Origin of the sequence: Stenotrophomonas rhizophila, from assembly GCF_003651185.1 — a bacterium.
In the GTDB taxonomy this organism is placed as follows: domain Bacteria; phylum Pseudomonadota; class Gammaproteobacteria; order Xanthomonadales; family Xanthomonadaceae; genus Stenotrophomonas; species Stenotrophomonas maltophilia_Z.
This window is the reverse complement of sequence record NZ_RCDC01000005.1, coordinates 126,054-153,019: the sequence shown is the minus strand read 5'-3', so window position 1 is coordinate 153,019 and position 26,966 is coordinate 126,054. Positions and strand designations below refer to the sequence as shown.

General features: G+C 66.4%; 22 protein-coding genes and 3 tRNA genes. 17 read left to right on the top strand and 8 right to left on the bottom strand.

The features are described from left to right. The first annotated feature begins 65 nt into the window (after nt 1-65). The 10 genes from pstS (at nt 66) to rnt (ending at nt 8,448) form a co-directional block, all read left to right on the top strand. Nucleotides 66-1,157, top strand: a complete 1,092-nt coding sequence (gene pstS, locus BCL79_RS12285) for a phosphate ABC transporter substrate-binding protein PstS (protein ID WP_121041563.1) — start codon at nt 66-68, stop codon at nt 1,155-1,157. 87 nt (nt 1,158-1,244) lie between these two features. Then, the gene (gene pstC / locus BCL79_RS12280) at nt 1,245-2,213 is read left to right on the top strand and encodes a phosphate ABC transporter permease subunit PstC (protein ID WP_121041561.1); all 969 of its coding nucleotides are present in this window, start codon (nt 1,245-1,247) and stop codon (nt 2,211-2,213) included. Further along, the gene (gene pstA / locus BCL79_RS12275; RefSeq protein ID WP_121041559.1) at nt 2,213-3,079 is read left to right on the top strand and encodes a phosphate ABC transporter permease PstA; all 867 of its coding nucleotides are present in this window, start codon (nt 2,213-2,215) and stop codon (nt 3,077-3,079) included. The genes pstC and pstA overlap by 1 nt, the downstream gene beginning before the upstream one ends. A 19-nt stretch (nt 3,080-3,098) precedes the next feature. Further along, nucleotides 3,099-3,929, top strand: coding sequence for a phosphate ABC transporter ATP-binding protein PstB (gene pstB / locus BCL79_RS12270; protein WP_070471812.1), 831 nt, complete (start codon nt 3,099-3,101; stop codon nt 3,927-3,929). A 30-nt stretch (nt 3,930-3,959) separates the two neighbouring features. Continuing rightward, on the top strand, nt 3,960-4,667 hold the full coding sequence (gene phoU, locus BCL79_RS12265) for a phosphate signaling complex protein PhoU (RefSeq protein ID WP_070471813.1): 708 nt from the start codon (nt 3,960-3,962) through the stop codon (nt 4,665-4,667). Nucleotides 4,668-5,236: 569 nt separating this feature from the next. Next, complete coding sequence (locus BCL79_RS12260; RefSeq protein WP_121041557.1) at nt 5,237-5,611, top strand: HvfA family oxazolone/thioamide-modified RiPP metallophore; 375 nt, start codon at nt 5,237-5,239, stop codon at nt 5,609-5,611. Further along, nucleotides 5,598-6,470, top strand: a complete 873-nt coding sequence (locus BCL79_RS12255) for an HvfB family MNIO-type RiPP peptide maturase (RefSeq protein WP_121041555.1) — start codon at nt 5,598-5,600, stop codon at nt 6,468-6,470. Before BCL79_RS12260 ends, BCL79_RS12255 begins: the two co-directional genes overlap by 14 nt. After that, entirely contained in the window at nt 6,463-7,218 is a 756-nt protein-coding gene (locus tag BCL79_RS12250) for an HvfC family RiPP maturation protein (RefSeq protein WP_121041553.1), read from the top strand. Before BCL79_RS12255 ends, BCL79_RS12250 begins: the two co-directional genes overlap by 8 nt. Nucleotides 7,219-7,242: 24 nt before the next feature. After that, nucleotides 7,243-7,752, top strand: coding sequence for an HvfX family Cu-binding RiPP maturation protein (locus tag BCL79_RS12245; protein WP_121041551.1), 510 nt, complete (start codon nt 7,243-7,245; stop codon nt 7,750-7,752). A 108-nt stretch (nt 7,753-7,860) separates the two neighbouring features. Continuing rightward, on the top strand, nt 7,861-8,448 hold the full coding sequence (gene rnt, locus BCL79_RS12240) for a ribonuclease T (RefSeq protein WP_121042195.1): 588 nt from the start codon (nt 7,861-7,863) through the stop codon (nt 8,446-8,448). 6 nt (nt 8,449-8,454) lie between these two features. On the opposite strand, the gene BCL79_RS12235 is transcribed toward rnt, so the two are convergent. The 3 genes from BCL79_RS12235 to BCL79_RS12225 all read right to left on the bottom strand — a co-directional run bounded on the left by BCL79_RS12235 (nt 8,455) and on the right by BCL79_RS12225 (nt 13,776). Beyond that, nucleotides 8,455-11,427, bottom strand: a complete 2,973-nt coding sequence (locus tag BCL79_RS12235; protein WP_121041549.1) for a ligand-binding sensor domain-containing diguanylate cyclase — start codon at nt 11,425-11,427, stop codon at nt 8,455-8,457. A 208-nt stretch (nt 11,428-11,635) separates the two neighbouring features. Beyond that, a complete protein-coding gene (locus BCL79_RS12230; RefSeq protein WP_121041547.1) occupies nt 11,636-13,051 on the bottom strand; it encodes a sensor histidine kinase in 1,416 nt (471 codons plus the stop codon). After that, nucleotides 13,048-13,776 (bottom strand): response regulator, encoded by a 729-nt coding sequence (locus tag BCL79_RS12225; RefSeq protein WP_121041545.1) that lies wholly within the window; start codon nt 13,774-13,776, stop codon nt 13,048-13,050. Before BCL79_RS12225 ends, BCL79_RS12230 begins: the two co-directional genes overlap by 4 nt. A 172-nt stretch (nt 13,777-13,948) precedes the next feature. On the opposite strand from BCL79_RS12225, the gene BCL79_RS12220 reads away from it, so the two are divergent. The 3 genes from BCL79_RS12220 to BCL79_RS12210 are packed head-to-tail and all read left to right on the top strand — an operon-like array spanning nt 13,949 to nt 18,596. Continuing rightward, complete coding sequence (locus tag BCL79_RS12220) at nt 13,949-15,205, top strand: efflux RND transporter periplasmic adaptor subunit (RefSeq protein ID WP_121042193.1); 1,257 nt, start codon at nt 13,949-13,951, stop codon at nt 15,203-15,205. Continuing rightward, nucleotides 15,202-17,172, top strand: coding sequence for a MacB family efflux pump subunit (locus BCL79_RS12215; RefSeq protein WP_121041543.1), 1,971 nt, complete (start codon nt 15,202-15,204; stop codon nt 17,170-17,172). The genes BCL79_RS12220 and BCL79_RS12215 overlap by 4 nt, the downstream gene beginning before the upstream one ends. Beyond that, nucleotides 17,169-18,596, top strand: a complete 1,428-nt coding sequence (locus BCL79_RS12210; RefSeq protein ID WP_121041541.1) for an efflux transporter outer membrane subunit — start codon at nt 17,169-17,171, stop codon at nt 18,594-18,596. Before BCL79_RS12215 ends, BCL79_RS12210 begins: the two co-directional genes overlap by 4 nt. A 109-nt stretch (nt 18,597-18,705) precedes the next feature. Here BCL79_RS12210 and rlmB read toward each other — a convergent pair whose 3' ends face one another. From rlmB to rnr, 3 genes are all read right to left on the bottom strand, one after another. Next, a complete protein-coding gene (gene rlmB / locus BCL79_RS12205) occupies nt 18,706-19,452 on the bottom strand; it encodes a 23S rRNA (guanosine(2251)-2'-O)-methyltransferase RlmB (protein WP_019184367.1) in 747 nt (248 codons plus the stop codon). A gap of 84 nt (nt 19,453-19,536) precedes the next feature. Continuing rightward, nucleotides 19,537-20,013 carry a GFA family protein gene (locus BCL79_RS12200; protein ID WP_121041539.1) on the bottom strand — a complete coding sequence of 159 codons (477 nt, stop codon included), beginning with the start codon at nt 20,011-20,013 and terminating at the stop codon, nt 19,537-19,539. A 109-nt stretch (nt 20,014-20,122) separates the two neighbouring features. Beyond that, entirely contained in the window at nt 20,123-22,591 is a 2,469-nt protein-coding gene (gene rnr, locus BCL79_RS12195; protein ID WP_121041537.1) for a ribonuclease R, read from the bottom strand. Between the two features lie 127 nt (nt 22,592-22,718). Here rnr and BCL79_RS12190 point away from each other — a divergent pair. The 4 genes from BCL79_RS12190 to BCL79_RS12175 all read left to right on the top strand — a co-directional run bounded on the left by BCL79_RS12190 (nt 22,719) and on the right by BCL79_RS12175 (nt 24,145). Further along, nucleotides 22,719-22,805 (top strand) — tRNA-Leu (locus tag BCL79_RS12190). Between the two features lie 228 nt (nt 22,806-23,033). Beyond that, a tRNA-Leu gene (locus tag BCL79_RS12185) sits at nt 23,034-23,120 on the top strand. Nucleotides 23,121-23,259: 139 nt separating this feature from the next. Continuing rightward, nucleotides 23,260-23,346, top strand: a tRNA-Leu gene (locus BCL79_RS12180). A gap of 148 nt (nt 23,347-23,494) precedes the next feature. Next, nucleotides 23,495-24,145, top strand: a complete 651-nt coding sequence (locus BCL79_RS12175) for a hypothetical protein (protein ID WP_121041535.1) — start codon at nt 23,495-23,497, stop codon at nt 24,143-24,145. A 52-nt stretch (nt 24,146-24,197) separates the two neighbouring features. Here BCL79_RS12175 and BCL79_RS12170 read toward each other — a convergent pair whose 3' ends face one another. After that, nucleotides 24,198-25,769: a DHA2 family efflux MFS transporter permease subunit gene (locus BCL79_RS12170; protein WP_121041533.1), complete on the bottom strand. Its 1,572-nt coding sequence runs from the start codon at nt 25,767-25,769 to the stop codon at nt 24,198-24,200. 7 nt (nt 25,770-25,776) lie between these two features. Continuing rightward, nucleotides 25,777-26,958, bottom strand: a complete 1,182-nt coding sequence (gene emrA / locus BCL79_RS12165; protein WP_121041531.1) for a multidrug efflux MFS transporter periplasmic adaptor subunit EmrA — start codon at nt 26,956-26,958, stop codon at nt 25,777-25,779. Between the last annotated feature and the right edge of the window lie 8 nt (nt 26,959-26,966).

Below are 26,966 nucleotides of genomic sequence, written 5' to 3'. Positions count from 1 at the left end.
CAAAAACATCATTTCATAGTCGCGTCGCCGGAAAGACCGGCCCTTGTCCCGCTATGGAGTGACGCATGAAACTGCACACGGCCAGCATCGCCGCCCTTTCCCTGGCCATCGCGCTGGGTCTTTCCGCCTGCAAGCCGGGCGCTGAAGGCCAGGCCACCGCGCCGGCCACCGACGCGCCTGCCGCTGCTCCGGCCGCTGGCGATCGCCTGACCGCCGAGATTTCCGGCGCCGGTGCGTCCTTCATCTTCCCGCTGGTGTCCAAGTGGTCGGCCGACTACAACACCGCCACCGGCGCCAAGATCAATTACCAGTCGATCGGTTCGGGTGGCGGCATCGCCCAGATCAAGGCCGGCACCGTTGACTTCGGATCATCCGACAAGCCACTGAGCAGCGAAGAGCTGGCCCAGGCCGGCCTCGGCCAGTTCCCGTCGGCGATCGGCGGCGTGGTGCCGGTGGTCAACATCGACGGCCTGGAAGCCGGCAAGCTGCGCCTGAGCGGCGCCCTGCTGGCCGATATCTTCCTGGGCAAGGTCAAGACCTGGAACGACCCGGCCATCGTCGCCGCCAACCCGGGCGTAAAGCTGCCCGACGGCAAGATCACCCTGGTCCACCGTTCGGACGGCTCGGGCACCACGTTCAACTTCTCCAACTACCTCTCCAAGGTCAGCCCGGACTGGAAGAGCAAGGTCGGCGAAGGCACCTCGGTGCAGTGGCCGGACGGTGTGGGTGGCAAGGGCAATGAAGGCGTGGCGTCGTACGTGAAGCAGATCAAGGGCTCGATCGGCTACGTCGAACTCGCCTACGCGCTGCAGAACGGCATGCCGTATGCCTCTATGCAGAACGCCGCCGGCAACTGGGTGCAGCCGAGCGCGGAAACCTTCGCCGCTGCCGCCGCCAGCGCCGACTGGGCCAGCGCCAAGGACTTCAACCTGGTGATCACCAATGCCCCGGGCGACCAGGCGTGGCCGATCACCGCCACCAACTTCATGCTGATGCACAAGCAGCCCAAGGATGCGCAGCGCAGCAAGGACACCCTGGCGTTCTTCAAGTGGGCCTTCGAGAAGGGCCAGACCCAGGCCAACGAACTGCACTACGTGCCGCTGCCGGCCGAACTGGTCACCCAGATCGAAGCCTATTGGACCAGCGAGTTCAAGTAAGCCAGACAGCGGGCCTGTGCACAGCGCAGGCCCGCTTTCCTCGCCGCACCACCCTGCCGAACCACCACTCGGGCCCCCGCCTCAGCCATGAATGCCATCGCCCAGCCTGTTCCCGCACCGTCCCTCCGCGACCTGCGTGATGCCCGCAACGACAAACTGTTCCGCTGGGTCCTGATCGCCACCGTCATCCTGGTGCTGGTCGCCCTGGCCTGCGCCGCGCTCTCGATGCTGTGGGGCGGCCGCCATGCCCTGCAGGAGCAGGGCCTGAGCTTCTTCTACTCCTCCGAATGGAATCCGGTGGAGAACAAGTTCGGTGCACTCGCACCGATCTACGGCACCCTGGTCACGGCCCTGATCGCGATGGTCATCGCGGTGCCGGTGAGCTTCGGTATCGCCTTCTTCCTGACCGAGGTCGCCCCGCGCTGGCTGCGTGGCCCGGTCGGTACCGCCATCGAACTGCTGGCCGGTATCCCCTCGATCATCTACGGCATGTGGGGCCTGTTCGTGCTGGTCCCGGTGATGACCGAGTACGTCACTCCGTTCCTCAATGATCACCTGGGCACGCTGCCGATCATCGGCCCGCTGTTCCAGGGTCCGCCGCTGGGCATCGGCGTGCTCACCGCCGGCTTCGTGCTGGCGATCATGGTGATCCCCTTCATCTCCTCGGTAATGCGCGAGGTGTTCCTGACCGTGCCGACCCGCCTGAAGGAATCGGCCTATGCGCTGGGCTCCACCAAGTGGGAAGTGAGCTGGGACATCGTGCTGCCCTACACCCGCTCGGCGGTGATCGGCGGCATCTTCCTCGGCCTCGGCCGCGCCCTGGGTGAAACCATGGCGGTGGCCTTCGTGATCGGCAACAGCGTGCGCCTGTCGCCGTCGCTGCTTGAACCGGGCACCACCATTGCCGCCCTGATCGCCAACGATTTCGGCGAAGCCACCGAAACCTATCGCTCGGCACTGCTGCTGCTCGGCTTCGTGTTGTTCCTGGTGACCTTCGTGGTGCTGGCGATCGCCCGCCTGATGCTGATGCGCCTGGCCCGCAAGGAGGGCAACTGATGTCCACCGCCAACGCCCAACCGCTGTACCTGCGCCGCCGCATCGTCAACGTGGTCGCGCTGCTGATGTCCTGCCTGACCGCACTGTTCGGCCTGTTCTTTCTCGGCTGGATCCTGTGGACGCTGGCCTCCAAGGGCCTGGCCGGCATCAATCTGGATCTGTTCACCAAGATGACCCCGCCGCCGATGCAGGACGGTGGTCTGGCCAATGCCTTCTTCGGCAGCGCGGTGATGTGCGGCCTGGCCATCGCCATCGGGACGCCGCTCGGCGTGCTGGCCGGCACCTGGCTGGCCGAGTACGGCAACTTCCGCAAGACCGGCACGGTGGTCCGCTTCGTCAACGACATCCTGCTCTCGGCGCCGTCGATCGTACTGGGCCTGTTCGTCTACACCCTGTATGTGATGCAGACCGGTGGCCAGTTCTCGGCCTTCGCCGGTGCGCTCTCGCTGGCCTTCATCGTGCTGCCGGTGGTGGTGCGTACCACCGATGAAATGCTGCGCCTGGTGCCTTCGCAGATGCGTGAAGCGGCCCTGTCGCTGGGCATCCCGCAGTGGAAGGTGACGGTGCAGGTGCTGTACCGCAGCGCCGCCGCCGGCATCGTGACCGGCATCCTGCTGGCACTGGCCCGCATCTCCGGTGAAACCGCCCCGCTGCTGTTCACCGCCTTCGGCAACCAGTACTGGAACAGCAACGTGTTCCAGCCGATGGCCTCGGTGCCGGTGGTGATGAACCAGTTTGCCGGCAGCCCGTACGAATCCTGGCAGGTGCTGGCCTGGGCCGGCGCGCTGGTGCTGACCGTGTTCGTGCTGCTGGTCAGCCTTTCCGCGCGCGGCATCCTGCTGCGCAACCGTATCTCCCATGACTGACCTTTCCACGGACATCGCCATGAACGATCTCTCCAACGCCGTGCCGATGCAGCGCATCGTGGTCCCGGCCTCGCATGAAAGCCTGCAGACCCCGGCGCCGATCAAGCTGGCCGCACGCGGGCTGGATTTCTACTACGACAAGTTCCATGCGCTGAAGGGCATCGACCTGGAGATTCCGGAAAAGCGCGTCACCGCGCTGATCGGTCCCTCCGGCTGCGGCAAGTCCACCCTGCTGCGCATCTTCAACCGCATCTACGCGCTGTACCCCAAGCTGGAAGCGCGTGGTGAAGTGATGCTGGACGGGGAGAACATCCTCTCGCCGAAGTACCCGATGAACCGCCTGCGCAGCAAGGTCGGCATGGTATTCCAGAAGCCGGTGCCGTTCCCGATGACCATCTTCGAGAACGTGGCCTATGGCATCCGCCACCACGAGAAGCTCTCCAAATCGGAGATGACCGATCGCGTCGAGCAGGCCCTGCGCCAGGGCGCGCTGTGGGACGAAGTGAAGGACAAGCTCAACCAGAGCGCGCTGGGCCTGTCCGGTGGCCAGCAGCAGCGTCTGTGCATCGCCCGCGCCGTGGCCCTGCGCCCGGACGTGCTGCTGCTCGACGAGCCGACCTCCGCGCTGGACCCGATCTCCACCAGCCGCATCGAGCAGTTGGTGGAAGAGCTCAAGCACGATTACACGATCGTGATCGTGACCCACAACATGCAGCAGGCCGCGCGCGTGTCCGATTACACCGCCTTCATGTACCTGGGTGACCTGATCGAGCACGACCGCACCGAAGTGATCTTCTCGCAGCCCAACAAGCAGCAGACCGAAGACTACATCACCGGCCGCTTCGGCTGATTCCGGCCCACGAACCCTGGATAGAACCGCATGAGCATTCCCAACGACCACATCGTCAAGAGCTACGACGAAGAACAGCAGCGCCTGGTGGCCGAGATCGTGCGCATGGGCGAGATGGCGGTCGCGCAGCTGGAGGCGTCCATGGACGTGATCGAGAAGCGCGACGAGAACGCCGCCCAGCGCATCATCGCCAACGATGAAGCCATCGACCAGCTTGAGCAGCACATCAGCCACGACGTGATGCGCCTGGCGCTGCGCGGGCCGATGGCACGCGACCTGCGCGAGATCCTGGCCGGCCTGCGCATTCCCGCCGACATCGAACGCATCGGCGATTACGCGGCCAACGTGGCCAAGCGCTCGATCGCGCTGAGCAAGGTGCCACCGCTGCCGCAGATCCAGGGCCTGCGCGCCCTGGGCCGGCTGGCCGCACAGCAGGTGCGCCGCGCGATCGAGGCCTACCGCGACAACGACGCCGCCGCGGCGCTGGAGCTGCGCGACGATGACGCCCGCCTGGACGCGCAGTACACCGCGCTGTTCCGCGAGCTGCTGACGTACATGATGGAAGACCCGCGCAACATTACCCCGTGCACCCACCTGCTGTTCATGGCCAAGAACCTGGAGCGCGTGGGCGACCATGCGACCAACATCGCCGAGAACGTGTGGTTCCTGGTGCATGGCGAGCAGGCGCTGCCGCCGCGCGAGAAGCGCGACGAGACCAGCAGTACCGATCACGTCTGAGCGCGTGCTCCAAAAAGGAAGCCAAGAGCCGCTGCCTTCGGGTGGCGGTTTTTTTGTTCCTCACCCAAAGCACGACAGCACCTCAGCGGTACTTTGGATCCACCAGTGTTTTCGCTTGGGCCTGCCGCGGGCGTCACGCCCCGCATCAACCGGCAGGCCCCTCGGCAAATGTCCCCCGGCCGGCGCCTCGCGGCGACGGCCTCCTCCTTGATTTTGCCCAGGGGCCTGCCGGCCGCTACGGGGCTCGCGTGTTGGACGACTCCGCGAAGTCGTGCCTTTCTGTGGGCGCGCAGGGTCTCGAGTCGCTGGGTCGTGATGCCCTTGTGGGCGAACTCAAGGAGGAGGCGCCGGCCGCAGGCCGACGCCGGGGGACATTCGCCGACAAGGGCATCGCGGCCCAGCGCCCGACCCGTCCACCGCTGTTGAATAACGCAACGCACTGCGCTGCACTTCACGAAACGTTGAATCCTGTGTGAGGATTCGATGAGCCGGGCCGGGCCACCATGGCCGCACCTGCTGCCCCCACGCAGCCATCCCGGGCCCCGGCCCATTCCAAGGAGCGTTACCCGATGAGCACACCCACCCGTTCGCTGTCCCTGCTGGCGGCCACTGCGCTGGCTGCAGGCCTGGGCGTCACCGCCTCGGCATCCGCGTTGAGCATGACCGAGCTGGCCCAGGGCTACCTGGTGGCTGGACAGGCGGCGACCAAGGCCGCCGAGGGCAAGTGTGGCGAAGGCAAGTGCGGTGCGCATGGCGAGAAGGCCGGCACCAAGGCAGGCGACAAGGCCGCGACTGCCGGTGCCAAGGCAGCCGAAGGCAAGTGTGGGGAAGGCAAGTGCGGCGCCGACAAGGGCAAGGCTGCTGGCACCAAGGCAACGACCGCTGGCGACAAGAAGACGGCGGAAGGCAAGTGCGGCGAAGGCAAGTGCGGTGCCAAGCACTGACGCCCTCGCCACTGGCCTGGGCCGGTCGCCGCTGCCTGCGGCGGCGACCGGACTGGGTCTGCGCCGCGCCCTGCTGCAGGACCTGCGTGACGCGCCCGCCGGCGATATCGACTTCCTCGAATGCGCGCCGGAAAACTGGATCGGTATCGGTGGGCCGGCCGGTGACGCACTCGCCGAACTGGCCGCGCGCCATCCGCTCACCTGCCATGGGCTGTCGCTCTCACTGGGCAGCACCGCGCCGCTGGATACCGTGCTGCTGGAACAGGTAGGACGCTTCCTGGCGAGGCACCACGTGCCGCTTTACAGCGAACACCTGAGCTATTGCAGCGATGAGGGGCATCTGTACGACCTTCTGCCGATTCCGTTCACCGACGAGGCCGTACGCCACACCGCATCACGCATCGCCCGCGTGCAGGACCTGTTGGGCCGGCGGATCGCGGTGGAGAACGTGTCCTATTACCTCGCCCCGGAACCGGCCATGGACGAACTGGCCTTCACCAACGCCGTGCTGGCCGAGGCTGATTGCGATCTGCTGCTGGACGTCAACAACGTCTACGTCAACGCCTGCAACCACGGCTACGACGCCGATGCGTTCATCGCCGGGCTGCCGGCCGCGCGCATCGTCTGCCTGCATGTGGCCGGCCATCTGGACGAGGCGCCCGATCTGAAGATCGACACCCACGGCAGCGCGGTGATCGATCCCGTCTGGGACCTGCTCGCCCGCACCTATGCGCGCATCGGTGCGCGCCCGACGCTGCTGGAACGTGATTTCAATTTTCCGCCGTATGCCGAACTGCGTGGCGAACTGCAGCACATCCGCCAGCTGATGGCCGCCCATGCAGGGAACGGACATGACTGACGCCCCGGCGCGCCTGCACGCACAGCAGAGGGCGTTCACCGCGCACCTGCGCGACCCGGACCATAACGCCGCACCCGACGGCATGGACGCGCGCCGGCTGGGCATCTACCAGCGGTTGGTCTTCAACACTCTGCTGGGGCTGCTCGGCAACGGCTCCCCGGTCTGCGTGCAGCTGCTGGGTGAGGCGGCGTGGGCCACCCTGGTCCGGCGCTTCCTTGCCGGACACCCGGCGCAGACCCCGTTGTTCACCGAGCTGGCCGCCGAGTTCGTGCAGTGGCTGCACCATCAAGCCGCGCTGCCGCACCCGGCGTTGGCCGAACTGGCCCATTACGAGTGGGTGGAAACGGCCCTCTACCAGCTGGACGCGCAGCCCCTGCCGCCCTCGCCGGGCATCGACCCGATGCACGCGGCGCTGCAGCGCTCGCCGCTGGCCTGGCCATTGATCTATCACTGGCCGGTGCATCAGCTTGGCACCGATGATGCGCCTTCGCAGCCCGCCCCCGAGCCGACCGGGCTGCTGGTCCGGCGCGACCCTGATGGCCAGGTCCGCTTCGCCATGATCAGCCCGATGGCCGCGCAGTTGCTGGAGCAGATCGGCCAGCACCCCGGCAGCACCGGTGCCACTTACCTGCAGCAGCTCGCGCAGGCGCACGGCATGGCGGCCGATGCGTTGCGCCTGCCCGGCGCCGCCCTGCTGCGCCAATTCCACGACAACGGCGTGATCGGGCCCGCCGCGCCCGCCACCTGACCGTTCCACAAAGGAATCGCATCGATGAAGTCACCGCCCCTGGTCGCCCTGCGCGCCCGGCTGGATCACCTCGGCCCGTGGTTGGCCCCGCTCGGCCTGCGCCTGCTGATGGGCTGGGAGTACTTCGAGTCCGGCCGTGAAAAACTGCGAGGCCAGAACTGGTTCGAGGACCTGCAGCAGGCCTTCCCGTTTCCCTTCGATCAGCTGCCGGCCACCCTGAACTGGCAGCTGGCCACCTGGTTCGAGCTGGTCGGCGCAGCCTGCCTGCTGCTTGGGCTGGGGACCCGCGTGGCCGCCAGCTGCCTGCTGGTGCTGACCGTGGTCGCCACCGCCGCCGTGCACTGGCCGATGCACTGGAATGGGCTGGCCGAGCTGGCGATGGGCTATGTCATCACCGATCAGGGCTTTGGCAACTTCAAACTGCCGCTGCTGTTCATGGCCATGCTGCTGCCTCTGGCCCTGCAGGGCGCCGGCCCGTTGAGCCTGGATCACCTGCTGCACCGCGGCCGCGGGCGCCTCCCGGCCCTGGCCTGAGCGCAGGGGGGGTACAGGCCGCTCTGCTAAACTGGCGCGATGACTGACGACCTCCCCCGCTCCGACGCGCCGGCTGCTGCCGACGCACTGCCCGCTGCCCAGCGCTTGATGGCGACCCGCTTCCGCGGCTTCCTGCCGGTGGCGGTGGATGTGGAGACCGGGGGATTCGACTCTGATCGCCACGCGCTGCTGGAGATCGCCGCCGTTCCGATCGAGATGGACGAAAACGGCCTGCTCTATCCCGGCCAGACCGCCAGTGCCCACGTGGTCCCGGCCGAAGGCCTGGAGATCGACCCGAAGTCGCTGGAAATCACCGGGATCATCCTGGATCACCCGTTCCGGCTGGCCAAGGTCGAGCGCGATGCGCTGGACCACATCTTCACCCCGATCCGGGCGGCGATGAAGAAGTACGGTTGCCAGCGCGCGATCCTGGTCGGGCACAACGCCCATTTCGATCTGGGCTTCGTCAATGCGGCCGTCAACCGCACCGGCCACAAGCGCAACCCGTTCCATCCCTTCAGCGTGTTCGACACCGTGACTCTCGGCGGCATCGCCTACGGGCAGACCGTGCTGGCACGCGCGGCCACCGCTGCCGGGCTAGGCTGGGATGCCGATGAAGCGCACAGCGCGGTGTACGACACCGAGCAGACCGCCAAACTGTTCTGCAAGGTCGCCAACAGCTGGCCGCGCCCCTGAGCTGCATCACCCGATAGCGGTCCTGTCGCGCCCTTCGCTCTTGGCGCGGTACAGCGCGCGATCGGCGCGCTGGTAAAGCAGCATCGGGGTGCGGTCGGCAGCGTCCAGTTCCACCAGACCGGCACTGAAGGTGACCTTCAGGCCCGGAATACCGGCCCAGTCCGGATGATCATGGAACAGCCCGCGCAGACGCGCGCAGACCTGGGCCGCTTCATCCAGCCGGGTATCGTTGAGCAGCAGCGCGAATTCTTCGCCGCCCGTACGTGCGGGCATGTCCGAATCGCGGCACGCCGAGGCCAACAGACGCGCCACTTCCACCAGCACCACATCGCCCACCGAATGGCTGTGCCGGTCGTTCACTTCCTTGAAGTGATCGATATCCAGCACCACCAGACACAGCGGGTGACGGCTGCGCTGCGAACGGGCGAAATCGCGCGCCAGCGCTTCATCGAATGCACGCCGGTTCGGCAGCCCCGTCAGCGCATCTTCGCGGGCCTGCCGCTCGAACGCCTCGGCCTGCACCGCCAAGCGGTCGGCCAGTTCGGTCTTCTCCTGATTGAGTGCCTGCAGGTTGACCGTCTGGGTCTGCAGATCCAGCGTGGCTTCCTGCACCATCCGCGCCAGCCGCACGTTGCTGGCCTTGTAGCGGTTGATCAGATACCGGTACAGCGCCACCAGCCCAGCCAGCAACAACAGCGCGGCGATCAACTGCACGCTGTGGCGCTGCCACAGGAACGGCTCCACCGTGAATTCCCAGACCGCTTCGCTGTCGCTCCAGACACCGCCTGGATGCGCGGCGGAGACGTGCAGCGTGTAGTCGCCCGGCGGCAGGCCGATGAATTCCACACTGCGCTGCTGGCCGCGCTCGATCCACCCCTTGTCCAGGCCGTCCAGACGGGTCCGGTAGCGGATCCGCTCGGAAAGCAGATAGCTGAGGCCGACGTAGCTCACGCTCAGCCGGCGCCCGCCCGGAATCGCATTGTGATTGCTGCCCTGCCAATGCAGGGGCGCGCCATCGACCTGCACGTTCTCGATCACCGCCGGTGGCGCCATGCGCTCACGGAAGCGCTGCAGGCGCAATGGATCGACCGTGCTCAAGCCGCCGGCGGTCACCACCCAGAAAGTGCCGTCCTGGCGCAGGATCGCCGAGGGCCCGGAGCTGCCGTTGGCCTGCGAATTGGCCATGCCGTCAATCTCGTTGTAGTGCTCCACCTCGACCCGTTCGGCGCGGCCATCGGCGACCGCGTTGAGCATCGCCATGTCGGTGCGAAGCACGCCGCGGTTGCTGCTGATCCACACGTTGCCGACGCGGTCGGGCACCAATTGGAACACCGTATCCACCGGCATGCCCTGCTCCAGACCGACCCGTGCCAGCCTGCCTTCCTGGTAGCGGTACAGGCCGCGGTCGGTGCTGACCCACATCGCATCGCCGATCTGCTGGAACCCGAACACGCTGCGGCCACCGCCCAACGGCTGTAGATCGATCGTCTGGACCCGGTCACCGCGCAGCACGCGGATCCCCTCGATGGTGCCGATCCACAACGCGCCGTCGTCGTCATGCGCCAACGCGGTGATCAGCCCGGTCGGCATGCCCGGGATCACCGGCTGCTCGGCCTTGCCGGCCTCGATGCGGACCACCCCCTTCTGGGTACCGGCCCAGACCACCCCGTCGCGATCGATGCTGATCGCACGGATGTTGCCGCCCGGCAGCCCTTCGTCCGTGCCGTAGTCGCGCAGGCGCTGCCCCTGTTCGTTGATCCGGAAGATGCCGTCGCCAAACGTGCCCACCCACAGCGTGCCCTCGCGATCCTGGGCCAGGCTCAATACCGAGGGACTCTTGCCGACGTTGTTGCGCAGTGGCATCGCGCTGAAGCGACCCTGGGCATCGCGCCGGTCCAGCCCGCTGGCGCTGCCGATCCACAGCTGCCTCTGCCGATCCTCGAACACCGTGCGCACGTAGTCGCCACTGAGCCCGTCGCGCTCGGTGAAGCTGCTGAACAGGGTTTCGCGCAGGCGATACAGCCCGCCGTTGGCGCCGACCCAGATGCTGCCCTCGGCATCTTCGCGCAGGCTGACCACGCGTCCGCCGGGCAACGACAGGCCCGGCGGCAATCGCTCCAGCCCGTGCCGCGACAACCGCAGCAGACCTTGATTCTCGGTGCCCAGCCACAGATCGCCATGGCGGTCCTGCAGCATCGCGGTGATGTGGGTCACGCCCGGCAGCCGGTGCCGCAGCAGCGGTGCGCCGTCCTGCATCCGGTAGATGCGCTCGCCAGCCACTACCCACATCACCCCGTCGGGCGCGCGATACGGCCAGACCAGGCCACGCCCCAGCCCCCAGCTGTCCGGCGCACGGCGCAGCACGCCATCGGTATCGCGTACGACCAGCCCGTCGAGTGTGCCGACCCAGACCCGGTCCTGCGCATCCACGACCAGCTTGGTGAAGCTCATGGCCATCGGTACGTCGGCCGGTGGCTTCTGATAGTCGAACGTCCCGTCCGGCGCCAGACTGCCGATCCCCTTGCCTTCGTACAGCAGCCACAGGCGCCCATGGCTGTCCATCTGCATCGCCTGGATCAGCACCTGCGGCGTATCGGCGCGGTGCTCCCAGACCTGCCAGCGGCCGTCCGGGCCGCGCCGGGTCACGTTGCCGCGCGAGTCACTGATCCACAGTCCGCCGCTGCGGTCCACCAACAACGCGCCGACCCCGTTATCGCGCAGGCCCGGCGTGGTGCTGCGGTCGAACACGGTGAAATCCAGGCCGTTGTAGCGGACCAGGCCTTCCCAGGTGGCGAACCACAGGTGCCCTTCGGGCGTCTGCGCGATGTCGCGCAGGGAGTTGTGCGGCAACCCGTTGCGCGAGGTCCAGACATCGATGGCGTAGTCGCGCAGCGGCGGCGGGCCATCCTGCGCCGACAGCGACCACGGCAGCGCGCACAGCAGCAACAGCCACAGCGCTGCCGCCTGCAGCGTTGGCATGCCCGGGAACTTCAGTTGTGCCGGCCGCCACCGGATCCTGCCCCCCCGATCGCTCATCCGTATGGATCAACCTTGGGCAGGCGCCGTGTGCATGGGGGGAACGGCCGTGCACCGGCGCGATGGCCGGCAGAGTCGTACGCTCTCATGGGGGAGACGCTGGAAAGAGATGCCCATAGTAGGCAAATCCTTTCGCTTTGGGGGACCGGCGTCAGCCCCCGCGTGGCCCCGCCGCCGCCCGCGCCGGCGCGGCCCAGCGCACGATCGCTTCCAGCCCGCCCTGCGGATGGTTGCGCAGGTGCAGCGTCGCGCCGTCCTTTTCGGCCAACGCCCGGGCGATGGTCAGCCCCAGGCCGGCACCGCCGGTCTGGCGCGAGCGCGAGGTCTCCAGCCGCACGAACGGGTCAAACACCGCCTCCAGCTCGTCCTCGGCCAGGCCGGGGCCGCTGTCGCGGATGCGCACCTCCACGTCCTGCCCGGCCTGCTCCACCCGCACGCGTGCGGTCTGGCCGTACATCACCGCGTTGTCGACCAGGTTGGAGAACAGGCGGTGCATCGCCAAGGGGCGCAGCATGAGCACTGCCCCGCTGGGTTGCTCGAAATGGACATCGGCGCCGGCTTCGGCGGCATCTTCGACGATGCTCTCCAGCAGCGAATCGAGGTCCAGCGCGGCACGTTGTTCAGCGCTCTCGGCGCTGCGGGCCAGCTCCAGCCCTTCACGGATCAGCGCCTGCATCGCGCCGAGATCGGCGATCAGGCGTTCACGCAATGTCTCATCGGTGACGTTCTCCAGCCGCAGCCGCAAGCGCGTCACCGGTGTCTGCAGATCATGGGTGATCGCTGCCAGCATCTGGGTGCGCTCACCGAGGTGGCGCTGCAGCCGCTTCTGCATGGCGTTGAACGCCTCCGCAGCCCGGCGGACTTCCACCGGGCCGGTCACCGGCATCGGGGCGCCCTGCAGATCATCACCCAGTGCGGCGGCGGCATCGGCCAACCGCTGCAGCGGGGCGCTGGCCATCCGCGCCACGATGTAGGCCAGGATGGCGATCGCCACGACCAGCAAGGTCAGGAACAACGGGTCCACGGCGAGCACGCCGTTGTGCGCCACGGCGGGGGAATCCAGTGCCAGCCGCAGCGGTGTGCCGTCGGTCAGCTGCAGCGTGACCACGCGGCACTTGGGTGGGATGAAGGCCGGGTCGCGCTCACGCGGCGGGTGCCGCATCTTTTCCTTGTCGCGCGGCGGCGGCAGCAGCTCCGGCAACCGCGGCAGGCAGGAGCGGAACGAGGTGAAGGCCACCTGGCTGCTCGCCACCGGGCCGGGCCGGTCATCGAGGATCTCCATCAGCGCGGCATCGGGCCGGCCGATGCGTGCCCCCTCCGGCAGCTGCCGCACACTCGGCCCGCCACTGGTGAGCAGCCGCTGGCGCAACTCCGGATTACCGTCCAGCAGATTCACGAACCCCTGCAGGCGGTCGGCGATGCGGTTGAGGTTCTGCCGCTCGAACTCCTGCTGGCGCTTGGTACTTGCCAGCATGGTCGCGCCGATCGCGGCCACGCTCATGCCCAGCAGCAGGATCACGAACAGTCGCCCCACCATCGAGGAAAAGAAGTGGCGCAGGCGTTTCATTCCAGGGTGACCGCCGCAGCAAGCACATAGCCTTCGTTGCGCACGGTTTTGATCAGGCCGTCGCTGCCGCCATCATCGGCCAGCTTGTTGCGCAGGCGGCTGACCTGCAGATCGATGGCGCGATCCTGCGATTCGTAGTTGCGGCCGCTGCTCAGCGACACCAGTTGTTCGCGCGACAGCACCTTGTTGGCATGCCCGACGAACACCCGCAGCAGCCGGAATTCGGCGCCGGACAACACCACCACGCGTCCATCGGGATCAACCAGATGGCGGTGTTCGAGATCGAAGATCCAACTGGAGAAGCGCGCACGGCGGATCGCCAGCGGCTCCAGGTTGGCCGGCAGCGCCTCGGTGCGGCGCAGCACGTTGCGGATGCGGGCAAGCAGTTCGCGCGGTTCGAACGGCTTGGCCAGATAGTCGTCGGCGCCCATCTCCAGGCCGAGCACGCGATCGATCGGCTCGCTGCGCGCGGTCAACATGATCACCGGCGTGCTCGAGCGCGCGCGAAGATCGCGGCACAGGGTCAGGCCGTCTTCGCGCGGCAGGTTGAGGTCGAGCACGATCAGATCGACGTGTTCGCGCTCCAGCAGCTGGCGCATGCCCTGGCCATCGCTGGCCGTGCTCACCAGGTAACCGGCGCGGCCAAGCTGCTCGGCGAGCAGCTGGCGGATATCGTTGTCGTCATCGACGATCAGCAGTCTGTGCATGCTGTTGGCAGTCTCCATGCAGTGATCATCCCCTGTCGGGAGCTGAACCGCATCTCCTGGTTTACGTACGTCTGTTTCAAGGGGTGATGCAGATACACAATGAAATGCGCTGTGCACCGCAGGGATACATCTTGGTACACGGCGAGCATTGAGCCGGCGGTGAACGATCTTCACAATGCTGACAACGCCGATGCACCGGCCTGCCGAGTTGACGATCATCGTGAAGCCCCGTTTGCCCAGAACCCGCCGTGCTCGCCTCCTGCTGTTGCTCGTGGTCCTCGTCCTGATCGCCGCGATTGTGGCATGGATGCTGCGCAAGCCGACCGCGCCCACCCTGGCGACCACACCGGTCAGCCGCGGCGACATCGAACAGACGGTGGAAGCCACCGGCGTGATCGACGCCTACAAGCTGGTCAGCGTCGGCGCGCAGGCTTCCGGCCAGGTCACGTCGCTGAAGGTCCAGCTCGGCGATACCGTCAAAGAGGGCGATCTGATCGCCGAGATCGACGCCACCACCCAGCAGAACCAGGTGCTCAATGCCCAGGCCTCGCTGGACCAGGTCAAGGCACAGCGCGCGGTCCAGCAGGCCAGCCTGCGCGAAGCCGAGCTCGAGTTCGCACGCCAGCAGCAGATGCTGGCGGCCGAAGCTACCTCGCGCGCCGAGTTCGATGCGGCCGATGCCAAGCTCAAGACCGCCCGTGCCCAGATCCAGTCCTTCGACGCACAGATCAAGGGGCGCGAAACCGAATTGGGCACGGCCCGCGCCAATCTCGCCTACACCCGCATCATCGCGCCGATGGACGGCACCGTGGTCGCGGTGGTCACCGAAGAAGGGCGCACCGTCAACGCCAACCAGACCGCACCGACCATCGTGATGCTCGCCCGCCTCGATCTGGTCACGGTCAATGCCGATGTGTCCGAAGCAGACGTGGTCAAGATCCGGGCGGGCATGCCGGTGTACTTCACCACGCTGGGCGATCCAGACCGCAGATATCACGCCACGCTGCGCCAGATCAACCCGGCCCCGGCCACCATCGTCAAGAAGGATTCCACCACCAGCGACTCCACCACCACCACCGCGGTGTACTACAACGCGCTGTTCGATGTGGAAAACCCGGACGGCACCCTGCGCATCGACATGACCGCCCAGGTCTCGATGATGCTCAAGCAGGCCAAGGATGTGCTGCTCATTCCCGCCGTGGCGCTCGGCCCGAAGAGTCGCGATGGGCAGTATCTGGTGCGCGTGGCCGGTGCCGACGGCATGCCGGCCCCGCGCAAGGTCAAGATCGGCATCAACAACGGTGCCAACGCCGAAGTCCTGTCCGGCCTGGAAGAGGGTGACAAGGTCATCGTCGGCGAAGGCGGTGGTGCACAGGGCGCAGGCGGCGGCAGCCGCGGTGGCGCCGTGCGGATCAGCGGCCCCGGCATGGGCGGACCGCGCCGATGAGCGCGGCCTCGACGGGCACGCCGCTGCTGCGGCTGCGCGACCTGCGCAGGGAATTTCCGGCAGGCGATGACACCATCGCGGTGTTGCGCGACGTCAATCTGGACATCGCTGCCGGCGAGATGGTCGCCATCGTCGGCCAGTCCGGCTCGGGCAAGTCCACCCTGATGAACATCCTGGGCTGCCTGGACCGCCCCACGCGTGGCAGCTACCAGGTGGCCGGCCGCGAGACCGGGCGGATGGAACCGGACGACCTGGCCGAACTGCGCCGCGAACACTTCGGCTTCATCTTCCAGCGCTACCACCTGCTCGGCGATCTGGATGCGCGCGGCAATGTCGCGGTACCCGCCGTCTACGCCGGCAGCCCCGGCCCGGTGCGCACTGCGCGCGCCGAGGAGCTGCTGCAGCGCCTCGGTCTGGGCGACCGCATGAACCACACCCCAGGCCAGCTCTCCGGCGGCCAGCAGCAGCGTGTCTCGATCGCACGGGCGCTGATGAACGGTGGCGAGGTGATCCTCGCCGATGAGCCGACCGGTGCACTGGACACGAAATCCGGCGAAGAAGTGATGGGCATCCTGGGCGAGCTGCATGCCGAAGGCCACACCATCATCATCGTCACCCACGACATGAGTGTGGCCCAGCACGCCCAGCGCATCATCGAAATCCGCGATGGCGAGATCATCGCCGACCGCGCCAATCCAGCGGCGCCGAGCTATCGCGCACAGCGGCAGCCAACCGTGGCCGCGAGCAAGGGCCACAGCTGGCGTGCCGCCCGCGACCGCTTCACCGAAGCGTTCCGGATGGCCCTGCTGGCCATGAATGCCCATCGCCTGCGCACCTTCCTGACCATGCTCGGCATCATCATCGGCATCGCCTCGGTGGTCTCGGTGGTGGCGTTGGGTAATGGCTCGCAGCAGCAGATCCTGCAGACCATCGGCTCGCTCGGCACCAACACGATCGATGTGTATTCCGGCCGCGGATTCGGCGACATGCGTTCGGCTCGCGTGCAGACCCTCAAGGCCAGTGATGCCGATGCGCTGGCCAACCAGAGTTACGTCGACAGCGCGACGCCCAGCGTCTCCTCCTCGGTGACCGCCCGCTACCGCAACCAGTCGGCCACGGCCCAGGTGAGCGGCGTCGGCGAGCAGTTCTTCCGGGTCAAGGGCGTCAAGCTGCTCGCCGGCAGCTTCTTCGACCGCGACGCGGTCACGCGGCTGGCACAGGTGGCACTGATCGACGAGAACACCCGCACCCAGTTTTTCCCCAATGGCGAAGATCCAATCGGCCAGGTGATCCTGCTCGGGAATGTTCCGGTACGCGTGATCGGCGTCGCCCAGCGGCCAGGATTTGGATTTGGCGGCAGCACCAGCCTGAGCGTGTGGGTGCCTTACACCACCGTGATGTCGCGCATGCTCGGCCAGAGTCACGTGTCCGGCATCACGGTGCGGGTGGATGATGCGACCCCGATGGATGCTGCCGAAGCAGCCATTTCCAAGCTGTTGATCATGCGCCACGGCACCGAGGATTTCTTCCTCAGCAACAGCGCTGAAATCCGCCAGACCATTGAACAGACCACTCGCAGCATGACCCTGCTGATCAGCGCCATCGCCGCGATCGCGCTGCTGGTCGGCGGCATCGGCGTGATGAACATCATGCTGGTCTCGGTGACCGAGCGCACCCGCGAAATCGGCGTGCGCATGGCCGTGGGCGCGCGGCAGAGCGATATACGCCAGCAGTTCCTGATCGAGGCGGTGCTGGTCTGCCTGCTCGGCGGCCTGCTCGGCGTCGGCCTGTCGCTGGTGGTCGGCTGGCTGTTCGGCAGATTCGCGCCGGACTTCCAGATGCTGTTCTCGACCGCGTCCATCGTGGCCGCCTTCGCCTGCTCCAGCCTGATCGGCGTGGCGTTTGGTTTCCTGCCGGCCCGCAATGCCGCCCAACTTGATCCCGTGGAGGCGCTGGCGCGCGAATGAAGATTTCTCCTGCTCTGCTGCACCCCGCATCGCTGCGTCCACTGGCCCTGGCCTGCGTGACTGCACTGGCCCTGTCGGCCTGCGTCAGCACCGGCCGCTACCAGGTCGAGGCGCCGGCAGTACCGGCCACCTATGGTCGTTTGAACACGCCCACCGAGGCAGTGAGCGAGCAGCCGCAGGCGGCTGCCGCCGATGTCCGCAGCGATGCCTGGTGGACCCAGTTCGGCGACACCGGGCTGGACCGCGTGATCGATCGCGCCCTGGCCGCCAACACCGACCTGGTCTCGGCCGGGTTGGCTGTGCAGCGCGCGCGCCTTCAGGCCGGTCTGGCCGACAACGCGCTGTGGCCGCAGCCCTCGGGCAGCGTCAGCAGCAGCGGCAACCGCCCCATCGACCAGCGCGCGGACTGGACCCGCGGCAGCTCGGCCGGCGTGTCCCTGCAGTGGGAGATCGATCTCTGGGGCCGCCTGCGTACCCAGCGCGACATCGCCCAGTGGGAGGCCCAGGCCAGCCAGGAAGACCTGCAGAACACCGCCCTGCTGGTGATCAGCGACGTGGCCACGCAATACTGGACGCTGGCCTTCCTCAACCAGTCGATTGCCGCCGGCCAGGCCAATCTGGAGCGCCTGGAGCGCACCCGCGAGCTGGTCCAGGCGCGCTTCGATGCCGGTGCGGTCTCGCGCCTGGAAGTACGTCAGGCCGTACAGAGCCTGGAGGCACAGCGTGCTGCGCAGAGTGCACTGGAGCAGCAGCGTGTGGCTGCGCGCAATGCACTGACGGTGCTGCTGGATGGGCAGCCGCTGGCACTGGCCGAGGAACCGCAGCAACTGCAGCGCGCCGGCAGCCCGGTCGTGGCCGAAGGCCTGCCGGCCGATCTGCTCGGCCGCCGCCCGGACCTGCGCGCCGCCGAGCTGCGCCTGCGCAACAGCCTGAAGACCATCAAGGTCACAGCTACCCAGTACTACCCTGCGTTGAGCCTGACCGGCAGTGTCGGTACCGGCGCGCCCTCGCTCTCGGACGTGCTGAAGAATCCGGTCGCCACCTTGGGCGCGGGGCTGTCGCTGCCGTTCCTCAATGTGCGCCAGGCCAAGTTGAACACCCGCCTGGCCGGCACCGATTACCAGATCGCGGCCAACGGGTTCCGCCGCACGCTGTACACCGCGCTGTCGGAAGTGGACAACGCCCTGTCGGCGCGCACCCAGTTCGCCACGCAGGTGGCGGCCTCGCAGGCGTCCTACGACGAAGCAGTGGAGATCGAGCGGATGTATGAAGTGCGCTACCGGGTCGGCGCTACCGACCTGCGCACCTGGCTGGAAGCGCAACAGACCCGGCGCGATGCCGAGCTGTCACTGGCGTCCGTGCGCCAGCGGCAGTTGATCAACGATGTGACGTTGTTCAAGGCGCTGGGCGGCAGCGCGGGGTGATCCCCCGCGCCAGGTGCATCACAGGTAGAGCCACGCCATGCGTGGCTGCCTCTGGATCCGGCACCGCTCAGCCACGCATGGCGTGGCTCTACCCGGGCCTGTGCGCGGCTTACAGCCCGCGCTGACGCACCGCTTCGAACAGGCTCACGCCGGTGGCGACGGAGACGTTCAGGCTCTCGATATCGCCCGGCATCGGAATCTTGACCAGGCCATCGCAGTTTTCGCGGGTCAGACGACGCAGGCCGTCGGCTTCGCCGCCCAGCACCAGCGCCACGTTGCCCTTCAGGTCGATCGCGTACAGCGACTCGGTGGCTTCACCGGCCAGGCCGTAGATCCACACGCCCAGCTTCTGCAGGTCCTTCAGGCAGCGCGAGAGGTTGGTCACCTGCACCACCGGGATACGGTCGGCCGCGCCAGCCGACGTCTTGCGCACGGTCGCATTGACCGACGCCGACTTGTCCTTGGGAATGATCACCGCCGTGGCACCGGCCGCCGCTGCGCTGCGCAGGCAGGCGCCGAGGTTGTGCGGGTCCTGGACCTCGTCGAGGATCAGCAGCAGGGCCTTGCCCTCGGCCGCTTCGACCAGCCCTTCCAGCTCGTTTTCGCCCCAGGTCCGAGCGGCCTGGTAGCGCGCCGCCACACCCTGGTGACGCACCGAACCGCCCACACCGTCCAGCGCCTGGGTGTTCACCTTGCGCACGTCGATGCCCTTGCGGCGTGCGTTTTCTTCGATCTCGGTCAGACGCGGGTTCTTCGCGCCGGCCTCGATGAGGACCTCGCGGACGTTCTCGGCATCATTCTCGATCGAAGAGGCGACGGCGTTGACGCCGACGATCCACTGGCTTTGCTTGCTCATTGCGGGGGGCGGGACCGGTAAAGGGGTTGGTAATGGTAGAGCATCAAGGCCCACCCTGCCCTGCCGGGCGTTCACAGACCGCCTTCAGCCCGGCGGCCACTCCGCGGTGTCGTGGTCCGGGTGCTGGTGGGAGACGATATGCAGCAGGAAGTCGCCGGCCTCGGCGTCTTCCTCGCTGCGCAGCGCGCTGAGCGACCCCAGGGCATCCACGAACGGGAGCTTGGCCTCGATCCCGTACTGGATCGTCGGCGGCAGGCGGGCCGGTTCGTCGAAGGCGCCGGCCGCGACCGCCACGCCATCGGGGGCTTCGTAGGTCAGCGGTGTGCCGCAGTCAGCGCAGAAGCCGCGCTGGACTTTGTTGGAGGATTGGAAACGTCGGGGCTCACCACGGGTCCAGCGGAAGTCGCTGCCACGGACCGAGACCAAGGGGGCGTAGTAAGCGCCGAAGGCCTTCTGGCACATCCGGCAATGGCAGATCGAGCTGTGGGTCAGCGCACCGACCACGTGGAAGCGGATTGCGCCGCACTGGCAACCACCGCTGTATTCGGGGAGGGCCTGCATGGGATCGCTCCGGTGGAATCCGTGTGCCCACCAACGGTGGGCGGGTAGGCAGCGTGCCGACCAACGGTCGGCACCTGCCGCTTACCGGCCGTGGGCCGGTAAGCGATGATCAGTACTTCTGCTTCTGGCGCTTGGCCGGCTGGCCGCGCGGCGGCAGCTCGGGCAGCGAATCGTCCTTCTCTTCCACCAGGCGGAAGTCGATCTTGCGCTCTTCCATGCTGGCCTTGAGCACCAGGATCCGCACCCGGTCACCGAGGCGGTAGATCTTGCCGCGGCGTTCGCCGTTGAGCGTTTTGCGCACCGCATCGAACTGGTAATAGTCGTGCGGCAGCTGGGTGACGTGCACCAGGCCATTGACCTTGGATTCGTCCAGTTCCACGAACAAGCCGAAGCTGGTCACGCCACTGATCACGCCCTCGAACTGGCCACCGACGTGCTTTTCCATCCACGCGGCGCGGTAGCGCTCGTCCACTTCACGCTCGGCTTCATCGGCACGGCGCGCCCGCTCGGAGCACTGCAGGGCCAGCGCGGCCATCTCACGCGGCGAATAGGTGAACTTCTCCGGCGCGGCTCCGCTGAGCGCGTGTTTGATCGCACGGTGCACCAGCAGATCGGGGTAGCGACGGATCGGCGAGGTGAAGTGGGCGTACGCATCCAGCGCCAGGCCGAAGTGGCCCAGGTTGTCCGGCGAGTACACCGCCAGGCTCTGGCTGCGCAGCAGCACCGATTCCAGCAGCGCTGCGTCCGGGCGATCGCGCACTTTCTTCAACAGCTTGGTGAAATCGGCCGGCTGCACCTTCGACCACGGCGGCAGGCTCAGCTTGAATTCCTTCAGGAACTCGAGCAGATCGGCATACTTGGATTCCGGCGGACGCTCATGGTCGCGGAACGGCGCCGGCACCTGCTTGGCCAGCAGGTAGCGCGCAGCCTGCACATTGGCCGCGATCATGCATTCTTCGATCAGCTTGTGCGCATCGTTGCGCACCATCATCCCGGCCTGGGTGACTTCGCCGGTGTTGTCCAGCACGAAGCGCACTTCGGAGGTTTCAAATTCGATCGCACCGCGGCGGGTACGCGCCTTGGCCAGCACGTGATACAGCTGGTACAGGCGATCCACCTGCGGCATCAGCGGACCGATCGCCTTGCGCGCAGCCGGGTCGTTCTCGCCCACCGCTTCCCAGACCTGGTTGTAGGTCAGGCGCGCGTGCGAGTTCATCACCGCTTCGTAGAAACGCGAATGAATGACCTCGCCTTCGCGGTTCACCTGCATATCGCAGACGAAGCACATGCGGTCGACCTTGGGCATCAGCGAGCAGATGCCGTTGGACAGCGTTTCCGGCAGCATCGGCACCACGAACCCGGGGAAATAGACCGAGGTCGCGCGCTTCTGCGCTTCAGTGTCCAGCGGCGTACCGGGACGCACGTAATTGGAGACGTCGGCGATCGCCACGACCAGGCGGAAGCCTTCGGCATTGGGTTCGCAGTAGACCGCGTCGTCGAAGTCCTTGGCGTCCTCGCCATCGATGGTGACCAGCGGCGTGTTGCGCAGGTCCTCGCGGTGGCCGATCTGTTCGGGGGTGACCACCATCGGGACCGCGGTGGCTTCAGCCAGCACTTCGGCCGGGAACTCGAACGGCAGCTCATGACCGTGGATGGCGGTTTCCACCACCAGCGAGGCCGTCAGCTTGTCGCCGAGTACGGCGATGATGCGGCCGATCGGCGGGCGGCGGGTGTCCGGCGCCTGGGTCAGCTCGCAGACCACCAGCTGGCCATCGCGGGCATCGCCGGTCTGGTCGGGTGGGATCTGTACATTGCGCTGCACGCGCTTGTCGTCGGGCACGACGTAGTTGATGCCGAACTCGACGCTGAAGCGACCGATCAGGCGGCTCATGCCACGCTCGAGCACACGCGAGATGCTCGCCTCGCGACGGCCGCGACGATCGATGCCGGTCACGTTGACCAGCACGCGGTCACCATGCAGCACCTTGCGCATTTCGAACGGCGGCAGGAACAGATCGTCGCCACCTTCGACCGGGCGCAGGAAGCCGAACCCTTCCGGGTTGGCGATCACCACGCCGGTGATCAGGTTGACGGCCTGCAGCGGTGCGAAACCGCCACGGCGGTTCTGCACCAGCTGGCCGTCACGGCACATCGCGCCCAGACGCTTGCCCAGGGCATCGGCACGGTCCGGCTCGGTCAGGCCGAGGTGGATGGCGATCTCTTCGGCGGTCTGCGGGCCATCGCAGCGGTCGAGCAGCTGCAGGATCGCCTCACGGCTGGCGATCGGCTGCGCATAGCGCTCGGCCTCGCGGGCGGCGAAGGGGTCGACCTGGACCTCACCGTCGAGCGGGGTCGGATGCGGGCGGCGGCGGGTCGGGATCGGCCCGGCATGCGCGGGCTTGGGCCCGCGCTTGTTGCCACGCGACGGCTCAGCAGTGTTCAGGGATTCGGGCATCCAGGGGGGCAGCTTGCCGGCTTTCTTGGCGGCAGCGCGGGGCTTGCCCGACGGACCGGCTGCCTTCTTGGGCGCCGGGGACTTGGGGGCTTTCGCGCCCTGGGTCGGTTTCTTTGGTTTCATTGACCTCAATAGTAACCGCTGCGCGTGTGCAGAACCGATCAGCGGCGCTCCTGTGCAGGATTGTGAAGAAATTTCACAAAACCGTTGACAACCTGCGGGGACATGGCCAAAATTCGCCCCCTGAGTCGCCCAGGTGGCGGAATTGGTAGACGCACTAGCTTCAGGTGCTAGCGGGGGCAACTTCGTGGAGGTTCGAGTCCTCTCCTGGGCACCATGACTCAGAAAATGATCAAACCCGCGCAAGCGGGTTTTTTCGTTTCTGCGGTTCGTCAATGCGCGGCTCTGCCCTGCGTAGTGGGTAACGCACGAGGTGCGCGGCATCAACACGACGATGACGCGGCGACTGACGACTGACGACTGACGACTGACGACTGACGAAAAATTTCCCACGCGATCCTGTTGACACCATCACCGTTCTCCCGCAGAATTCTCCTCCTGAGTCGCCCAGGTGGCGGAATTGGTAGACGCACTAGCTTCAGGTGCTAGCGGGGGCAACTTCGTGGAGGTTCGAGTCCTCTCCTGGGCACCATGACTCAGAAAATGATCAAACCCGCGCAAGCGGGTTTTTTCGTTTCTGGCGATGACGCTGCATCGAGCGACGAACGAAATTTCCTGCGACATCCTGTTGACACATTCGCGGTTCTCCCGCAGAATTCTCCTCCTGAGTCGCCCAGGTGGCGGAATTGGTAGACGCACTAGCTTCAGGTGCTAGCGGGGGCAACTTCGTGGAGGTTCGAGTCCTCTCCTGGGCACCATGACTCAGAAAATGATCAAACCCGCGCAAGCGGGTTTTTTCGTTTCCGGGCCAGTCAAATGACCGCCGTAGGTTGCTAAGGAACCACTCTCCTCAAGTTGCAACCTTCCATGCCGTCATTGGACTGCAGATCTGGATGGAAACTTGAGATGGTTAGCACTGAAAAGACGCACCTGCTTTCTACATCGGATGTTCTTAAGCACCTGCGGCCCGTGCCTCACCCTAAGTCCTGGTATGACTCGTTTGAGAGGATCTCGATTGCGAGCATCGTAGGCTGGTTCGCAATTCTTATCGTCGTGACAATCATCAAACTCGTAAGTGGAAACGAGGACACATCCTTATGGTTTCCCATGGGCTTGGGCATACTCTCGCTGATGTACCTCATGGCCGCCTTATGGCTTGCTGCTCTCGCCATCTTCATCACCATGCCCACGCGATCGTTCCTATATGCGCATATGGACAAAAGGCATGAAGCAGATGAGCAAGTTGCGAAGGGCTTGTCCCACCTTGGGCGAACAGCGCTGCAGAACAAGGCCCGTCATCTAGAGCTTGAAGCCAAGTACGCGGCCACCCGCTTCAATATCGTGGCCATTCTCACCGGCGTCCTGGCAGCGCTTGCTGCGATTTCTCAGGAAGCCACTCAGCTCGAGCTCCTTGATCGCGGCCCGCCTTACAGCATCATCTTAGGCATCGTCGCGATCTGCATACTGCTTGGGGGAGTGAGATCGCTAGGACTAATCTTGCGCCTCACTAGAGGGGCATCTGTCGTCAGTTGGGCAGCGGAGCATGCACAAGTCTGACAAAAAACCCCGCACTGGGCGGGGTTTTTCGTTTCAGCTCACCGCAAGCACGTCAATGCCCACCGGCCGACGCAGCGCCCGCCCCTGCACCGAACGGCGGCTTGGCCAGCCACAGGAAGGCGATGATGGCCAAGAAGATCCAGCCCAGCAGGAAGAAGATGTCGTTGAAGCCCATCTGCGAGGCCTGGTGGTTGATCATGTTGTTGAGCGCCGCCGCACCATGCTGCAGGTCGCCCTGCCCCATCGCGGTGACCTGGTCCTGCATGCCCGGGGTGTAGCCGGAGATGTGCTCGGTCAGATGCGCGTGGTGCTCCTGGGTGCGGCGTGCCCACAACCACGTCGTCAGCGAAGCGGCGAAGCTGCCGCCCAGCGTCCGCAGGAAGGTGGCAAGACCGGAACCGGCTGCGATCTCGCGACCGTCCAGATCCGACAGCAGGATCTGCAGCACCGGCATGAAGAACAACGCCACGCCGATACCCATGATCAGCTGGATGCCGGCCACATGGCCGAAGTCCACCTGCAGGTTGAAGCCCGAGCGCAGGAAGCTGGTGAAGGACAGGAAGATGAAGGCGATCGTGGCCAGCATGCGCATGTCGAACCGCGAGGCGTACTTGCCCACGAACGGCGTCATGATCACCGGCAACACGCCGATCGGTGCGGTCGCCAGACCGGCCCAGATCGCGGTGTAGCCCATGTCACGCTGCAGCCATTGCGGAATCAGCAGCGCCACGCTGAAGAACGCCGCGTAGGCCACCACCATCGCCAGCGTCCCGGCGCGGAAGTTGCGGTGCCGGAACAGGCGCAGGTCGACGATGGGGTCCTTGTCGGTCAGTTCCCAGATCAGGAACACCGCCAGCGCCACCACCGACACACAGGCCAGCACGACGATCTTGGTCGAACTGAACCAGTCTTCGTCGTTGCCCAGATCGAGCACCAGCTGCAGCGCGCCCACGCCGATCACCAGGGTGATCAGGCCGACGTAATCCATCTTCGGCTTTTCGATCTGTTCCGGGCGCCCCTTGAGCTGGTTGCCCACCACCAGCGCGGCGAAGATGCCCAGTGGCACGTTGATCAGGAAGATCCATTCCCAACTGTAGTTGTCGGTGATCCAGCCACCGAGGATCGGGCCGGCGATCGGCGCGACCACGGTGATCATGGCCAGCAACGCCAGCGCTTGGCCGCGTTTCTCACGCGGATAGAGCGAGACCAGCAGGCTCTGCGTGATCGGGTACATCGGGCCGGCGACGAAACCCTGGATCGCACGTGAGACGACCAGCATGCCCATGCTCTGGGCCAGGCCGCACAGCAGCGAGGCCAATGTAAAGGCCAACGTGGCCCACACGAACAGCTTGGTCTCGCCGAAGCGCCGGCTGAGGTAGCCGGTCAGCGGCAGCGCGATCGCGGTGCTGACCGCGAACGAGGTGATGACCCAGGTGGCCTGCTGCGAACTGGCACCGAGATTACCGGCGATGGTCGGCAAGGAGACGTTGGCGATGGTGGTGTCCAGGACCTGCATGAACGAGGCCATCGCCAGGCCTGCGGTGCACAGGGCGACGTTGGCCGGCCGGAAGGCCGTGCCCGGGGCCGCGGGGGCGCCCGGTGCGGCGGGAGCTTGTGCGGACATGGTCGCCTCAGCTCGCCTTGCCCTGCTGCGGCAGGTTGCGCTGGATGATCTGGTGGATCACATCGTCGGCGCTGTGCAGCTGCTTGGCGTAGACGTCGGTGTCGAACACCTGGCCCTTGGCGATCTCGGTCGGCAGCACGGTGCCCTTCTGGTCACGCAGGCTGACTTCGGCCTTGATCGACAGACCAATGCGCAGCGGATGCTCGGCCAGCTGCTTGGCATCGATGGCGATACGCACCGGCACGCGCTGCACGATCTTGATCCAGTTGCCGCTGGCGTTCTGCGCCGGCAGCAGCGAGAACGCCGAACCGGTGCCCAGGCCGAGGCTGTCGATGCGGCCCTTGTAGGTCACATCACCGCCGTACAGGTCCGAACGCAGCTCCACTTCCTGGCCCAGGCGCATGTGGCGCAGCTGGGTTTCCTTGAAGTTGGCTTCCACCCACATCTGCTCGGTCGGCACCACGGCCATCAGGGCATTGCCCGGCTGCACGCGCTGGCCGACCTGCACCGAACGACGCGCCACGTAACCGGTGACCGGCGCGACGATGCCGGCGCGGGCATTGTTGAGGTAGGCCTGGCGCAGCTGCGCGGCAGCGGCCTGCACGTCCGGCTGGGTGGCGATCACGGTGTCATCGACCAGCGCGTTGCTCTGCTCGAAGGTCTCGCGCGAACCGGCCACGGCGGCTTCGGCAGCCGCCAGTTCGGTGCGGGCGTGCGCCAGTTCTTCATTGGAGATCGCGCCGCTGCTGGCCAGATCCTTACGACGGTTGAAGTCCTCGCGCACGCGCTTGAGGGTGACCTGGCGCGCGTTCAATTCGGCCTGGGCACCTTCCACGCTGCGGTACAGACCGCGCACCTGGCGGACCGTCTTGGCGAGGTTGGCTTCGGCCTGCTGCAGGGCCACTTCGGTGTCGGCCGGGTCCAGCTGGACCAGCAACTGGCCGCGCTCGACGCGCATGCCGTCATCGGCGTTGATCCCGACCACGGTGCCGCTGATCAGCGGGGTGATCTGGACCTGGTTGCCCTGCACGTACGCATCGTCGGTTTCTTCGAACCAGCGGCCGAACATGAAGTACCACAGGGCCAGCGCGGCCAGCAGCAGCACTACGATGACCAGCAGGCCGCGCAGCAGCTTGCCGCGACGGGAGGGAGCTGCCTTCTCGGCAGCGGGGGCGGAGGTCTGACTCATGGGGATGA

What these genes read in the sequence shown, in the direction of transcription:
- pstS (WP_121041563.1), top strand. Translation starts at nt 66, where the DNA reads ATGAAACTGCACACGGCCAGCATCGCCGCCCTTTCCCTGGCCATCGCG.
- pstC (WP_121041561.1), top strand. Translation starts at nt 1,245, where the DNA reads ATGAATGCCATCGCCCAGCCTGTTCCCGCACCGTCCCTCCGCGACCTG.
- pstA (WP_121041559.1), top strand. Translation starts at nt 2,213, where the DNA reads ATGTCCACCGCCAACGCCCAACCGCTGTACCTGCGCCGCCGCATCGTC.
- pstB (WP_070471812.1), top strand. Translation starts at nt 3,099, where the DNA reads ATGAACGATCTCTCCAACGCCGTGCCGATGCAGCGCATCGTGGTCCCG.
- phoU (WP_070471813.1), top strand. Translation starts at nt 3,960, where the DNA reads ATGAGCATTCCCAACGACCACATCGTCAAGAGCTACGACGAAGAACAG.
- BCL79_RS12260 (WP_121041557.1), top strand. Translation starts at nt 5,237, where the DNA reads ATGAGCACACCCACCCGTTCGCTGTCCCTGCTGGCGGCCACTGCGCTG.
- BCL79_RS12250 (WP_121041553.1), top strand. Translation starts at nt 6,463, where the DNA reads ATGACTGACGCCCCGGCGCGCCTGCACGCACAGCAGAGGGCGTTCACC.
- BCL79_RS12245 (WP_121041551.1), top strand. Translation starts at nt 7,243, where the DNA reads ATGAAGTCACCGCCCCTGGTCGCCCTGCGCGCCCGGCTGGATCACCTC.
- rnt (WP_121042195.1), top strand. Translation starts at nt 7,861, where the DNA reads ATGGCGACCCGCTTCCGCGGCTTCCTGCCGGTGGCGGTGGATGTGGAG.
- BCL79_RS12235 (WP_121041549.1), bottom strand. Translation starts at nt 11,427, where the DNA reads ATGCCAACGCTGCAGGCGGCAGCGCTGTGGCTGTTGCTGCTGTGCGCG.
- BCL79_RS12230 (WP_121041547.1), bottom strand. Translation starts at nt 13,051, where the DNA reads ATGAAACGCCTGCGCCACTTCTTTTCCTCGATGGTGGGGCGACTGTTC.
- BCL79_RS12225 (WP_121041545.1), bottom strand. Translation starts at nt 13,776, where the DNA reads ATGGAGACTGCCAACAGCATGCACAGACTGCTGATCGTCGATGACGAC.
- BCL79_RS12220 (WP_121042193.1), top strand. Translation starts at nt 13,949, where the DNA reads ATGCACCGGCCTGCCGAGTTGACGATCATCGTGAAGCCCCGTTTGCCC.
- BCL79_RS12215 (WP_121041543.1), top strand. Translation starts at nt 15,202, where the DNA reads ATGAGCGCGGCCTCGACGGGCACGCCGCTGCTGCGGCTGCGCGACCTG.
- BCL79_RS12210 (WP_121041541.1), top strand. Translation starts at nt 17,169, where the DNA reads ATGAAGATTTCTCCTGCTCTGCTGCACCCCGCATCGCTGCGTCCACTG.
- rlmB (WP_019184367.1), bottom strand. Translation starts at nt 19,452, where the DNA reads ATGAGCAAGCAAAGCCAGTGGATCGTCGGCGTCAACGCCGTCGCCTCT.
- BCL79_RS12200 (WP_121041539.1), bottom strand. Translation starts at nt 20,013, where the DNA reads ATGCAGGCCCTCCCCGAATACAGCGGTGGTTGCCAGTGCGGCGCAATC.
- rnr (WP_121041537.1), bottom strand. Translation starts at nt 22,591, where the DNA reads ATGAAACCAAAGAAACCGACCCAGGGCGCGAAAGCCCCCAAGTCCCCG.
- BCL79_RS12175 (WP_121041535.1), top strand. Translation starts at nt 23,495, where the DNA reads ATGGTTAGCACTGAAAAGACGCACCTGCTTTCTACATCGGATGTTCTT.
- BCL79_RS12170 (WP_121041533.1), bottom strand. Translation starts at nt 25,769, where the DNA reads ATGTCCGCACAAGCTCCCGCCGCACCGGGCGCCCCCGCGGCCCCGGGC.
- emrA (WP_121041531.1), bottom strand. Translation starts at nt 26,958, where the DNA reads ATGAGTCAGACCTCCGCCCCCGCTGCCGAGAAGGCAGCTCCCTCCCGT.